This is a genomic window from Paenibacillus sp. fava2, from assembly GCF_058313675.1.
The window spans coordinates 2329044-2343412 of sequence record NZ_CM177755.1 but is presented as its reverse complement, the minus strand read 5'-3'; the positions used below and the strand labels follow the sequence as shown (position 1 = coordinate 2343412).

Annotated in this window: 6 protein-coding genes; 1 reads left to right on the top strand and 5 read right to left on the bottom strand. The window is 50.5% G+C overall.

Annotated elements, in window-relative coordinates; genetic code table 11:
- Positions 1 to 61: 61 nt before the first annotated feature.
- From AC4G46_RS09725 to AC4G46_RS09715, 3 genes are all read right to left on the bottom strand, one after another.
- Positions 62 to 907, bottom strand: a complete 846-nt coding sequence (locus tag AC4G46_RS09725; RefSeq protein ID WP_179088036.1) for a sugar ABC transporter permease — start codon at positions 905 to 907, stop codon at positions 62 to 64.
- Positions 904 to 2217 (bottom strand): carbohydrate ABC transporter permease, encoded by a 1314-nt coding sequence (locus AC4G46_RS09720; protein ID WP_491127751.1) that lies wholly within the window; start codon positions 2215 to 2217, stop codon positions 904 to 906. The genes AC4G46_RS09725 and AC4G46_RS09720 overlap by 4 nt, the downstream gene beginning before the upstream one ends.
- Positions 2218 to 2333: 116 nt before the next feature.
- A complete protein-coding gene (locus AC4G46_RS09715) occupies positions 2334 to 3659 on the bottom strand; it encodes a sugar ABC transporter substrate-binding protein (RefSeq protein ID WP_491127750.1) in 1326 nt (441 codons plus the stop codon).
- A gap of 807 nt (positions 3660 to 4466) precedes the next feature.
- Between AC4G46_RS09715 and AC4G46_RS09710 the strand changes: the two genes are divergently transcribed.
- Positions 4467 to 6212 (top strand): alpha-glycosidase, encoded by a 1746-nt coding sequence (locus AC4G46_RS09710; protein ID WP_491127749.1) that lies wholly within the window; start codon positions 4467 to 4469, stop codon positions 6210 to 6212.
- Between the two features lie 106 nt (positions 6213 to 6318).
- Here AC4G46_RS09710 and AC4G46_RS09705 read toward each other — a convergent pair whose 3' ends face one another.
- Together AC4G46_RS09705 and AC4G46_RS09700 are read right to left on the bottom strand one after the other, a co-directional pair.
- The gene (locus tag AC4G46_RS09705) at positions 6319 to 6447 is read right to left on the bottom strand and encodes a hypothetical protein (protein ID WP_491127748.1); all 129 of its coding nucleotides are present in this window, start codon (positions 6445 to 6447) and stop codon (positions 6319 to 6321) included.
- 290 nt (positions 6448 to 6737) lie between these two features.
- Positions 6738 to 14321, bottom strand: coding sequence for a pullulanase (locus AC4G46_RS09700; protein ID WP_491127747.1), 7584 nt, complete (start codon positions 14319 to 14321; stop codon positions 6738 to 6740).
- Positions 14322 to 14369: the final 48 nt, after the last annotated feature.

The window sequence follows — 14369 nt, the reverse complement described above, 5'->3', positions numbered from 1 at the left end:
CCCTTACTGAACTGCATAAAGGTGTACCCTGTTTTCATGGAATGCTCTAAAGTTGCTGTGTTTATCCTTTGCTCGCGCCGGCGGTCAGACCGTCAACCAGCAGACGCTGCAGGAAGCCGAACAGGATCATAATCGGAACGGAGATCATTACAGCGCCTGCAGCGAACAGCGTAAAGTTCGAATTCTGCTGGCTGTTGACCATATCCCACATCCCGACTGCAACCGTCCAGTTCTCCTTGGTCCGCAGAACCAGCTTGGCAAAGATGAAGTCCACCCACGGGCCGACAAACTGGGTCAGCGCCATATAGGTAATCATCGGACGGGACAGCGGAAGGATAATCCGGGTAAAAATCCCGAAGTTGCTCGCACCGTCAATCCGTGCCGCTTCATCCAGTGAACGCGGTATGGTATCGAGGAAGCCTTTGGCAATCAAGGTTCCTCCCAGCGGCGCTCCCGCTGCATACACAATAATCAGGGCCAGATGCGTATCAAGCAGGTCGAATTGCTTCAGCAGCAGGTAGATGGCAATCATACTCATGAAGCCCGGGAACATTCCGAGAATCAGCAGGGTTGACATCGTGGTCTTGCGGCTTTTGAACCGGAATCTTGACAGGGCGTAGCTTGTTAGAAGTGTTAACAAAACGCCGATCAGCATGGAAAATACGGCAATCTTCAGCGTGTTGGTGTACCAGGTGCCGAACATGTACACATCTGAAGTAAACAGCTCTTTATAATGGGAAAGAGTGAACTGCTCGGGAATAAGTGTCTTACTGTACAGGGATTTCCCCGGACGGAAAGAGGCCAGAAGAATCCACAGAGCCGGATACAGCGCTCCAACCGCCAAAACAATCAGAATAATATAGCTTGCTGCCAGGCGTACGAAATTCGCGAATTTGCGTCCGATCATTGGATCATATCCTCCTCTTTAAATGACTTGGTCCGGCGGTAATTGTACAGGGAGAATCCGGCCACAATGATAAAGATGATAATCCCGATTGCGGAAGCCATATTATTTTTGTTCTGGTCAGATGTTAATTTGTACAGCCAGGTGACCAGCAAGTCGGTTGAGCCGGCGTATTGATAGTTACCGTTAACCGGGGCACCGCCTGTCAGCAGGTAAATGGCGTTAAAGTTATTGATGTTGCCGGCAAACTGCATGATCAGTGTAGGTGCGGTTGAGAACAGAATCATTGGAAGTGTAATGATCCGGAATTTCTGATAGTTTGTAGCACCGTCTACTTCAGCAGCTTCATACATATCACGCGGGATAGTAGTCAGTACACCCATTACCAGCAGCATGGATACCGGTATCCCCACCCACATATTAACGAGGATAACCGTTACCTTAGCCCAGAACGGATCGGTCAGCCATGGCAGTCCGCCAAGCCCGAAATAGCCCAGATACTGGTTAATCGGACCGAATTGCCCGTTGAACAGGTTGCGCATGAGCAGCAGCGAGATCATCTGCGGAACCGCATACGGAACAATCAGAATAATTCTCCAGAAGCCTTTGAAGCGGATTCCCTTCTGGTTCACCAGCAGCGCCACAAGCACGCCGCCGAAGTATGTAGTAACCGTCGAGAGCACCGCCCAGATGATCGTCCACGTTAATACGCCATAGAAGGTTTCGCTCCATGTTTTCAGAAACAGCAGATTGCGGAACGTTTCAAAGCCGACCCAGTCAACCAGCTTGGCAGGCGGAATATGATCCGGTGCAGCAAAGTTGGTGAAGGCAAGCATGATCATAAAGATAATCGGCATGATCGTAAAGAATAAAATGCCTATGCTGGGAAGAATCAGAAACGTCTGGGCAAATTTATAATCCAGAATATATCTGACCGTCTGCTTGAATGTATTGGACTCAAGACCGGCATCACGTGCCGCTCCGATCTTATAAGCATCTCTAATGTTTATATACCAGGCACACAGTATAATGACAAAAAACAGGAGAGTAATCAAACTCTCAATCATAATGAAGATGGAGTGGTCACCTGCGACCATTTTGGCAATGCCGTTTACTTTTTCAAGACGGTTTGGAGTATCTCCCAGTGTGGTAATGCCCCAAATGGCTCTTCCAAGGTTGTTGATGAAATAGATAAGGCCTAACGCCTCTACTGCTAAGAAGATAATACCCTTGATGAATTGGCGGTTATATATTTGTCCCAATCCCATAAATACGGTCGACAGTATTGCGGCTCTCGTACGGTGTCGCTGCATTTCCCTTCCGTTCTCCTCTCCGCGCGGAATTCAGGAAACTGCCCGCCGGTGAAGCTTCGGCGGGCGATTCATTCCACAGTTTGCTATTGGTTGTTCACTGCTACGCATTCATGGTCTTACTTTGCACCGTTGTTAAGATCTTTAATTTGTTGAACTGCTTTGTCCATTGCTGTTTTTGGATCAGCATTGTTATCCCAGATTTCAGGGAGTGCAGCATTTACAGGAGCCCATACGTTACCCATTTCAGGGATGGAAGGCATTGGCTGGGAGCTCTTGGCCTGTTCAGCAAAGGCGGATACATAAGGGTCGCCTGTGATCTGCGGATCTGCAAGTGCTTCATTGTTAGTAGGGATGGAACCGACCAGCTTGTTCAGGGTCAGCTGTGAATCTTTGCTGGAAGCAAAGTGTGCATACAGCTTGGCTGCGTTCGGATACTGCGTATAAGCGTTAACCCCGAAAATTTTGATACCGGAGAAAGTAATCGCCTGTTTGCCATTAATGGTTGGTACCGGTGCAACACCCAGGTTGTCGCCAAGCGCTTCTTTGTAAGCTGCAAGCTCCCAAGGACCTGTGATGTCCATGGCTACGTCGCCGCTGGTGAACAGGGCGCGCTTGATGTCAGCGCTGATGTCACCGCTCTTGACCGGCAGTGCTTCTTTGATTTTGGCGAATGCAGTCAGACCTTCGATAGCACCTTCGTTGTTCAGGCCGATATCATCCTTGTCAGTGCCGTTTTTACCGAACAAGTAACCGCCGGTAGTTGCAATGAAGGTGTAGCCGTAGTACATGTTGCCGACTTCCCACATAATGCCGTATTTGTTCTGGTCTTTGTTAGTGAAGGTTTTGCTGAAGGCAAGAACGTCATCAAAGGATTTCGGTGCTTCAGGCAACAGTGTCTTATTGTAGTAGAGGGCATAAGTTTCAGCCGCTCTAGGGTATCCGTACAGTTCACCGTCATAGGAGGAACCTACGATGGAAGCTTCAGTATTTTCAGCTTTGGTCTGCTCGGCAAAAATATCATTTGGCAGCAGCAGGCTCGCGCTTGCGGCTTTACCAAGGTTATCATGCGGAATCAGGATAACGTCTGCAGCCAGTCCGGAAGGTCCATCCTGTGTCAGCTTGCCCACTTGGTCTGGCGGCGGAATCTCTTCAATCTTAACCGGGACATTGTATTTCTCAGTAAACTGCTTGGCGATTTCTTCAGCAAATTTTCTCTCTTCTTTACTTTCCCATACAACCAGCGATGCGCCTTCTTCAGGTACGACCTCACCAGTTACAGCCTCGCCGCTGTTTGTAGCAGGTGCGTTAGTGGCCGTGGTATCTGCCGGTGCATTCGTTGCTGCTGCGTTACCCCCGTTATTGTTGTTGCCGGAGCCGCATGCTGAAATGGACGCTGCCATTGAAACCGCTGCGGTGATAACCATGAGTTTTTTCAACTTCATTACTTTAACCCCTCCCGATTTTGTATATCGCTTTTTGTACTTGAGATGATGCTGCAGAACATGCGCAAACGATTTCAGAAGAGTCAAAAAAAATGTATGTGCCTGTCAACCATCCTTCTGAATACGCTTCAACAAGTTCTAGAAAGCGCTTCATTCATAAATTCATAATACAACAGTAATGTTAATTGTTAAAACGTTTGCACAGTGTATATTTGCCCATATAACCCATTTAACACGGGTTAACAAACAATTATCTTCGTATTTCACAGGATTACTCTTATTTACTCTCAAATACAACTTTAATAGCATAAGGTTTGGCCAAAATCAGTCACTCCTGCAATAAAACACTGTGATAAAGGTGTACTTTTTCTTATTTTGAGTACAGAAATGCTGTGCCGCTCGTGAAAAATAGTGCAATGGTTTGAACAATAGTATTGTACGGCCATATATTCCATGCTATAATCCAAACCATTATGAGCAGCCAGCCCTGCCGGCGGCAGAGGAAGCATGCGCCCTTGTTCTTACAACAATCAAAAGGCAATGTTACTTATCAGGGACAACCTCGGACAAGCTTAGGCTGGAGTTGTGCCTTTTTGCTATGGGCAAATTTCGCAATTAATATGTGCAACTGTGGCGCAAAGATGGTGCCATACAGGCATAACGCCTGTTTCTTCACATATTTATCCGGTTTTAGTCTGAAGGATCTCTGGAAGCGCAGCTCACAAAACTAAGCCTAAGCTTTCGAAGCCAGTTTTGTACGAAGGATCTCTGGAAGCGCAGCTCACAAAACTTTTAGGAGGAATTATCATGTTACTTGAAGCTGTATATCACCGCCCGCGGTTAAACTGGTCTTACGCCTATGACTATGAAACCATCCATCTCCGTCTGCGTGCCAAAAAAGGTGACCTGACTGAAGTATTCGCCTGGGCCGGGGATAAATATGCATGGGACACTACTAAAGAACTCATTCCAATGAAGCTGTTCACCAGTGATGCAATGTTCGATTACTGGGAATGTGAATCCGTTCCCCTGTACCGCCGCCTGAAATACGGATTTCTGCTGCAAAAGGGACATGAACGCATTTGGATGACAGAAAGCGATTTTCAGACGGAGCGTCCGGCAAACCCTAACCGGCTGTTCGAATTCCCCTACATAAACCGCGGAGATGTCTTCACCCCGCCAGCCTGGGTTAAAGATGCTATTTTTTATCAGATATTCCCTGAACGCTTTGCCAACGGTGACCCCGGCCTGAATCCGGAGAATGTGCAGCCGTGGGGCGGAACGCCTACCCCCGAAAATTTCTTCGGCGGAGACCTGCAAGGGGTTATCGATCACCTCGATCATCTGACAGAGCTGGGGATAACGGGCATCTATTTCACGCCAATCTTTGCCGGGACCACCAACCACAAATACGATACCGAAGACTATATGAAGGTCGATCCGCATTTCGGCGATGTCGAAACGCTCAAAAAGCTGGTCAGCGCCTGCCACGAACGCGGAATCCGCGTGCTGCTGGACGCTGTATTCAACCATTCGGGCAGAACCTTCGCCCCGTTCGTGGATGTGCTGGAGCACGGTGAGAACTCCCGTTATAAGGACTGGTTCCATGTCCGCGAGTTCCCGCTTCAGGTCGTGGATAATATTCCGAATTATGATGCCTTCTCGTTCGAACCGCATATGCCTAAGCTCAATACAGAGAATTCTGAGGTCAAGGAATATCTGCTTAAAGTGGCAGAGTATTGGATCAAAGAGGTAGGCATCGACGGCTGGCGCCTGGATGTGGCGAACGAAGTGGATCACGGCTTCTGGCGCGAATTCCGCAAGGTTGTCAAAGCCGCTAACCCGGAAGCCTACATTCTCGGTGAAATCTGGCATGAATCCGCTCCTTGGCTGGAGGGGGACAAATTCGATGCCGTAATGAACTATCCGTTCACGGATGCTGTTCTTGACTTCTTTATTGGCGGCACCCTTGACGCTGAAGCCTTTGCCAATGCAATCGGCAAGCAGCTGTCGCGTTATCCGCTGCAGGCCAGCGAGGTTGCCTTCAATCTGCTGGACAGCCATGATACCGCCCGCCTCCTGACTCTGGCCGGCGGCGACAAGAAGAAGTTTAAGCTGGCTGCGCTGTTCCAGTTCACCTTCATGGGCACGCCTTGCATCTATTACGGCGATGAAGTCGGCCTCGACGGCGACAACGATCCGGGCTGCCGCAAATGCATGGAATGGGACCCTGCCAAGCAGGATCATGACCTGTTCAGCTTCTATCAGAAGCTGATCTCTATCCGCAGCAGCCATCCTGCCCTGCGCGGCGGCTCCTTCAAATTCCTTGAAGCCGGCCGCAGCGGAAGCAAAATTGCCTTCGAACGCAGCCTGGGCGACGAAATCATCATCGTTCTTATGAATACGGAAGAAACGGCCCAGACCTTCCGGCTGGGCGTTGAGGAGCGCAGCTGGGAAAACCTGTTCACCGGTGATTCCCTGCGTGCAGAACGCGGCACATTGTCTGTCAAGCTCCCGGCTTACGGGTATACCGCAATTAAGGCGGTTTTGTAAAGACTGCCTTCTGCCGCTCAAGAGCTGGCCGGTGAACTAGATGGATTTTCGGCACTTAATTCTACTATTTTCCAATATTCATAATAACTTAGTGGAAAAATGCCATTTAATTCAGGCTCTTACCACGTTTAGGAGCTAATTCTGCAAAACTAAGTAGCGTTTTTCCACCTAAATTCTCAAAAAAGGCATATGTTAAAGAACTAAGCTGCGAAAATCCACTTAGTTTGGTCAGCACCTCCCATGCAGGCAGCATTCTCCCTGCATGGTTCCTGATCACGCTAACTTCCCGAAATATATACAAGTCAAACAGCACTCTTCAACAATTGAAGAGTGCTGTTTCCCGTTGGCCGGGATAAGCCTATCAGCGTTTGGTATTATCCACAGCTTCTGCAGACCCTCATAAACAGCTACTATTATTCAGATCCCTCTAATCAAGTCCTTTCTCATCCAAACTAATTCATACAACGCAAAGCAGCGGTCCCCGGTACATGGGGATCGCTGCTTTTTGTAACTTGGCTATAAATGCTACTTAGCCAGCAATTTGAAGATAACCTGGGCGCTTTCTGCGCGGGTCATATTGGCTTTAGGCGCAAACTGGTTGCCATCTCTGCCCTGCACCAGTCCAAGACCGGCGGCTGTATTCACATACACCGCTGCCCATGGGCTGATGCTGGCTGCATCTGCAAAGCCTGCGGAAGAAGAGCTCTGGCTTACCTTCTGCCCCTGCTTCACTTCAAGCGCACGGATGACCATAGCCGCCATCTCTTCACGGCTGATCGCCGCATTCGGCGCAAAGAGCGCGGAGCTGCGTCCGGAAACAATGCCCTGGCTGACTGCAGCAGCCACATAAGGGGCGTACCAGGCATCCGCCTGTACATCGCTGAATGTGGTCTGGCCTGCTGCTTCGATTCCCAGTGCACGGATCAGCAGTGCAGTAAATTCTGCACGTGTAACATTCGCCCCGGGGTTAAATGCTGAAGCAGACACACCTGTTACAATCTGCTTGGCGCTCAATGACTTCACGGCCTGAGAAGCCCAGTGCGAAGCAGGTACATCTGCAAACGACTTGTTCAGCTCAAGTGCCGCATATTTGCTGAAATGCGTTACCTGTGCTGTAATCCGGTCACCGCTAACCGTGCTGCGGACATACTCCAGACTGTTGTTCTCACCTACATAGAACACGCCTGTGAGATCTTTATCCGCATTGCCGCTGATAGCAAAGGTTAACTCAACCGGTGCTGTGAAAGTGCCTGCCGGCGTGCTTGTGCCGTCCTTCTTCACTACCGACAGTGAGAAATCATAAATCTTCGATGCTGCGCTAACTTGGGTAAAGGCGTTGCTCAGCCCGTTCACCAGAGCGCTTGCCGCACTATCCTGCAGCGGATTTACACTAAACTGAATTTGTGCACCCTCCGCATCTGCTCCGCTGAGAGATTTCTGGAGCTGTAGCAATACTGCATTAGGCAGATTCACACTTAATCCGCCCATCTGCAGCTCAAGAGCGTTCGTGCCCAGCGCTGCTGCAGCCTGAACAGGCAGCAGGACAGATGTTGCTGCTGAAGGAATTTCCAGGACTACTTTGCCGTCCTTGGCATTCTTCAGACTGTCTGCACTGATGGTATGGGTATTCTGTGCAGCCGGAGTAACCGGTGTACCTGTAGACGGATTTGAGCCCGGCACGGATACAAGCGCCGCTGCCAGAATAACGGTACCTCCGTCAGCTCTGCCCGGCAGCTCAAACGCTACTTTCCGGTCAGAAGATACTGTATACGTCTTGCCGCTGTATTCATCTGTTACCTTTGTTTCTGCGGCAAACGGCACAGGAATGCTTACAGATACTGCCTCAGCTTTGGTATTGATTACTGTTACAACATTTTCATTGCCATACTGCTTGTTAAACGCCAGGTATCCCAGCTCATCCGAGCCTGCCAGCGTTGTGCGGGTCCCCTTGGAGTACACCTTGGAGTACTTGGCACGGATATTCAGCAGCTTCTGGTAATGGTCGTGCAGCCCTTGCTCCGCAGTCAGCTGATCCCACGGCATATCGCTGCGGTTCTCGCTGAACTGTCCTTGCGACATATCGCCGGCATTGCTGCCGGAACGGCCGAGCTCTTCGCCGTAATAGATTACCGGCTGGCCTTTTGCCGTAATCTGCAGCGCGGCTGCGATCATCAGCTTGCCTTTATCGCCGCCCACATAATCCGAAAGGAAGCCATTTTCGTCATGGCTGCTCAGGAACTGTGCCATAGTCTTCGTATTGTCCAGCTTGGCTTCACGGTCCTGCAGATAAGCATCCACTTCGCTGATTTTGCCGTCCGTGAAATTTTTGGCTGCGCCCTTAAATCCGAAATCAAGCAGACTGTCCATCTGGCCGGACTGCAGATTGCCGCCGTCGCTGTCAATCGTGCCGCCGAAATATTCGCCAACCAGCTTGAATTCAGGATCAATCGCAGTCAGTGCATTTTTAAATGCCTTCCAGGTTGTGCTCTCCACATGCTTGACTGTGTCCACACGGAAATAATCGATTGTATCCCCGCGGTCAGTCCGGGCATTGTCAAGCCAGCCGGTCTGCCAGTCAATAATCTGCTGACGCACCGCAGGATCTTCGGTTTTGAAGTCCGGCAGTCCGGCCAGCTCACCTTTAACCGGATCGGTATCCGAAGATACGCCGTCCGTACGGAGCATGCCGTCGAAGCGTGCCTTATCTTCAGCTGTTACTCCTTCTTCATTGTCGCTCGATTTCAGGCCATAGCCTGCATGGTTAAGGACAACGTCGACCATAATTTTGATGCCTCTGTCATGCGCCTTCTCGATCAGTTCCTTGAAGGTGTCCATGTCGCCCAGATGCTCATCCAGCTGGGTGAAATCCTTGGCCCAGTAGCCGTGGTAGCCGTACTGGATACCGCCGAAGCCGACACCTTTGTTAAAGTCGATGTTATCGACAACCGGCGTAATCCACAGCGTATTGATGCCGAGCTCCTTAAGATAATCGAGATGCTCGATCATCCCCCGGAAATCCCCGCCGTGATAGGCTTCCAGATGGCTTTTATCCACATTCTCATTATTCGTCGGGTCGCCGTCTGCAAACCGGTCAGTCAGCGCAAAATAAATCCGCGCCTCATCCCAGTCAAAATCAAGCTTATCGCCGCTGTAGGTTCTGGCTTTGACTTCCAGCGTTGCCGAGCCTTTATGCGTATTGCCGTACTCGTCAACCAGTGTAAGCGGAATGGTTTTGATTCCCGCTGCCACGGTATCTTTTACCGCAACCGTCTGCTTCATCAGACCGGTATCGAGCTGAACTTTAGCCGGTCCGCCAAGTGCGGTCAGATCCATATAGCCGTCTTTATAGGAGACTTTCTCTGCTGAAGCCGCGGTAAGGGCAATGACCGCATTTTCATTCGAGCTCACCGCTTGCGGTGCTGCTGCTGCAGTAATTTTAACCTCCGGTTTGTGGTAGGTTACTGAGGATTCTCCGCCGGCCATATTTTTCGGATCAGCCAGCTCCTCGGTTACCCCGTCCTTTGTGACCAGGAAGGTGTATTTGTATGTGCCGGCCTCGGCACCTGTCAGCTCATAGCTGAACCACTCATTCACAGCGTCGTAAGTCATCGGATATTCGGAACCATTTACTTTTACAGCAACGGCCTCAATATCCTGCTGATTGCCGCTGCGGAACAGCGCATCATCACGATACATGAAGGTGATTGTTCCGTCCTTCATCACCGGACCGCTGATAAACGGCTTGATATCCAGCTCCTTCACCATACTGGTGACAATGACCTTGGTGTAGCTCTCGCCTGCCGTCAGCGGAATGACCCGGTCATCCGGATAATCCTGCTTGCCGGTATTCCAGTCAGTGCCCTTGCGCAGAACAAAGCCTACACTGGTCGCATTCGGGGCAACCTCAATCAGCACACTGGCCTTGCCGTCCTTGAAGGTGGTAAAGTCAATCTGGTCGTTCTTGGCGCCTGTATTCCAGACCCAGATATTCCAGTCCGTATAATCCTTGTCTGCACGCACATACGTAAATTCAACATAACGTTTGGTGTCTACAGCTTCTGTGACTACCTTAACCGTTACAACAGCGGATTTTCCGCCGTAAGTAACCGTAATATGGGCTGTTCCGGCTTTAATCCCGGTCACAACACCCTGGGCCGACACGCTGGCCACTTCAGGTTTGTCAGAAGTATAGACGGAGGTTTTGGTAATATTACGTTTGCTTCCGTCGTCATATTTGGCATAGGCAGCTGTCTGATGGCTTGTGCCCGTCTGCAGTGAATATGCTGCGCTGTCTGTCTCTACTGAAGTAAAGACCGCTGCCGCTGCATCCATACGGATGATTACTGCAGTAAGCGGCTGGAGCTGGATCGACGTGCCGGTAAGCGTAAACCCGCTTTGCTCTCCGGCCGGAATAGCCGTCACTCCTGCCTGATCATCATCAGCAAGAACAGTACCTTTAGTCAGATCTTCCGACAGCGAAAGTGTTCTGACTTCATCGTCTGCGTTAACGAACACATAGTAGTTGCCTGTGCCGTCTGTTGCTTTATTTTTGTAGCCGATCACGAGATCCGTTGCCTTCATTTCCGGTGCCTGGATCAGCGTAACATTGGAATCCACCAGACTTTTGTCACCCAGACGGAACGCGTCCGAGGACTTTCTGAGCTGGATCAGACCCGCTGTGTAATCCTTTGTTGTGTTCTGTACCGGATATTTCACTTCGTCCGTTACTTTAGACCAGTCAAACATGTTGACTGCATCGGAGGAATCATAGGAATCATGAATAAAATAGCCAAAGGACTGGCCGTTCTCATCCTTCATCTCGGTGTATTTCTGTTCAGGTACGCCTGTACCCAGCCATTGCTTGGTTCGCCCGTATTCCTGGCCGGCCTGCATAAAGGCCGTTCCCTGTGAAGTCAGCTCCAGCGTGTTGCCGAGACGAATCCGCTGCTGGATTTCCAGCTCGTTAGCCGGGATCGCCGGATCTTTTTTAATAGACTGGGCAATAACATCATGCAGGGTCAAATTGTCATGGGCCTCGATATAAGGCACCACATCACCCGGATCATCCGCCGGAATATTAGACGGCTGTGCCTTGATATTATTCAGAATGGTCGAAATGGAACGCGCTCCGCCTGTAATAAATCTCGGCTCTCCTTCCGACCCGTAGCCTGATTTCAGCTCGTTGCGGAACTCGTCGGAGAAGACGCCGACGCTGTCCGTCTTATTCATCCACAGCTGGTCAGCACCCTGGCCGGCAAGTGACGGGTCAGAAGCTGCACCGCCAAACGTAATCCAGCCTTCACCGATAAATAATGCCTGCGGATTGATCGCCTGGGCTGCATCATAGGCCGCCTGCACCGCATCCTGTGTGGCATCGCCCATCATATCCCAGCGCATGCCGTCAATCTTGTACTCGCTGAACCAGTATTTGACGGAATCCACCATCAGCTTCTCGGCCATTTTATGATTGGTGGCCAGATTATTGCCAAAGCCGCCGATAAAGTTGCCGCCTGCATCCTGGAACGCGTAGTAATTAGGCACAATGTCGTCCAGAAAATCTTTTTTGGCCATGTGAGTATAGACAACGTCCAGAATGACACCCATTCCGGCTTCATGCACCGCATCGATCAGGCCCTTCAGCTCTTTGATCCGTGCTTCGGGATCAGCAGGATTCTCTGAATAGGCACCATCCGGGGAGAAGTAGCTGTGCGGATCATAACCCCAGTTGTACTCGTTATTTTGTGCAGAATAGGCTGTTTCCCTTTCACCCATCTTCGTTTCATCCCCGTAATACCAGGCCATCACCGGGAGAAGCTGAATGTGGGTAACACCCATCGACTTGATGTAATCAAGTTTTTTGGCAAAAGCATCATAAGAGCCCCAGCGTTCGCCGCCCAGACTGCTCTCAATAGAGACATCGGAGGTAAAGTCACGGATATGGACTTCGTAAATAACGGCATCCTCGCGTTTTTCGTAGCCCTCGATATCTGCCGGATGAACCTCCGCAGGATAGGTTTTGCTCAAATCTACGATTGCCGCTTTGCCCACAGTATCCCCGTCCGGACCGGCAGCACCGGTTGTGTCAACAGTGAATACAGCCATTGATTTGGCGTATGGATCAAGCACTGGCTTCGTAACGCCGTGGTTGGTTACTTCATACTGGTAGTAATAGCCGCGGACATCCTTTTCCCCGCTCACTCCAGTGATATCGGCCGGTGTAAGCTCGGCAGACCATACGCCCTGCTCGCCCCTGGTCAGGCTTACATGTCCGACTTGCTTGGAAGCATCCGTTTTGCTGTATACATTGACTGTAACCGAGCTGGCCACAGGGGCCCACAGCTTCAGCGTTGCCGATTTATCTGCGGCGTGATAGGTTGCACCCAGGTCATCGCCAGTGTAATTGTACATTTCATCAAGCATTCTCCAGCCGCTGGACGCGGACACTGTTTTGCCTGAATAGGTGACACTCAGCGGTGCTTTCTCCAGGTCAAAAGCGGCCGTATCCACTTCGACAGAAGATGTGCCGGTAATTCTCACTGCTGACACGGCAATGGCAGCGCCATCTTTGTCTTTTACAGTGATCGCGCTCTTCAGCGCTGCAGCATCAAGTCCGTCAGTAAGTGTAAATCCGAGCAGCAGCTTGCTGCTGGATAGCACTTCGGCCGATACCAGCCCTATAGGCTGCTCGCCGAACGGGGAGACATACACTGTATTGTCGCCTTCTTTGATCCACAGCTGATTGTAGCGGTCAAGCAGGCTGAACGCTTTATCTCCGCCGTCCTTTGCTTCATTTGACGGGTTAACGACAAGGAAGCCCAGCTTTCTGGCATTCTCTTTCAGCGGAATATCTACATAAGCACCGAAACGGTCTGTATTCTCAGCCGGGAACATAACAGCATCTGTCGGCCATTTAGCCGGAGCCTGTGCTACGTCCTCCCAGGTCCATAAACCGAATTCGCTCTGTTTGTGATCCGCTCTGATGTAATGAATCCGGACCGTATTCGCTGGCAGTGTCGCCGGCTCGTAAGGCGTTACTTCATTGCTGCCCTGCTTGATCCAGATTTCATTGGTTTGCGGAGTGTTGATCAGGAAGGTTTTATCCCCGCTGTCCTTAGTCTCATTGGTACGGTTAACGATAAGGAAGGAGATTTTTTTCGCGCCTTCTTTTAACGGAATATCCACATAAGCCCCGTAGGAGTCCTGCTGTCCTTCAGGAAAAGCAGTCGCTCCGGATGGCCAGCCGGACGAGGCGGCAGCTACATCATCCCACAGCCACAGGCCCTGATCGGCATAATCGCCCGCCGGACGGTTGTAGTGAATCCGCATATTTCCTTCGGGAACAGGAGTTACAGTGCCAGGATTGATAGGAGCTGTAAACTTGGCGCTCACATCATGTGTCTGAGCATTATAACGGAACGTAACCGGCAGATCGGCCGGCAGATCAAGGCTCTGCTCAGCTGCAGGATAATATTTATCCCCCTCTGCAGAGGCTCCCGGTACAAAAATCTGATATGCATAATCGCCCTTAGGCAGATTTGCCGTATGCTCGTAAACGCTGTCAAAATTAGTGTCTGTCAGTAAGGTGCGGGCATCTGCCGCAGAATGGTCTTTCGCATCACCCAGCTCAGTCTGCAGGGAGCCTGTAAGTCTTGGCAGTTTATCCTGGGGAAGTAGTGTGTAGTACGTGGAGTCGGCAATTTTCTTCGTAATATCATTGTAATAAAAAGTCACCGACGTCTCGGCTGCGAGCGTAAGCACAATATTGCCGTCTTTGTTTACGCCCTGGGGATTGGTATAGCTGCTGTATCCGTAGCTTTCATCCCATGTGCCGTTTAGCGCAACCTTATATTCATAAGTGCCCGCCGGCAGTGTTCCTGTGAACATATAAGTGCCGTTGTTCATATACGTCATTTCAGTAACTGTCGTATCCGGATTCCAGTCCGCCGTCTGATTGGTTTCCGCAGACAGCTCCGACTGAAGGCTGCCGACCAGAACTGCCCTGGTTGCTGCAGCCTGTACCGTAGATGCCGGAAAACTAAAATAGGAGCACACCAGAACGACAATCATACTGATGGCGAACATTTTTTTGCTCCATGAAGCCAGTTTCATTCCAAAAAGCCCCCCTAAATGTGAGATTTGCTCCGCGGTCCGCGGGAT

Bases quoted from the DNA above. Each gene is read 5' to 3' on its own strand.
- AC4G46_RS09715 (WP_491127750.1), bottom strand. From the start codon at position 3,659: ATGAAGTTGAAAAAACTCATGGTTATCACCGCAGCGGTTTCAATGGCA.
- AC4G46_RS09720 (WP_491127751.1), bottom strand. From the start codon at position 2,217: ATGCAGCGACACCGTACGAGAGCCGCAATACTGTCGACCGTATTTATG.
- AC4G46_RS09725 (WP_179088036.1), bottom strand. From the start codon at position 907: ATGATCGGACGCAAATTCGCGAATTTCGTACGCCTGGCAGCAAGCTAT.
- AC4G46_RS09710 (WP_491127749.1), top strand. From the start codon at position 4,467: ATGTTACTTGAAGCTGTATATCACCGCCCGCGGTTAAACTGGTCTTAC.
- AC4G46_RS09700 (WP_491127747.1), bottom strand. From the start codon at position 14,321: ATGAAACTGGCTTCATGGAGCAAAAAAATGTTCGCCATCAGTATGATT.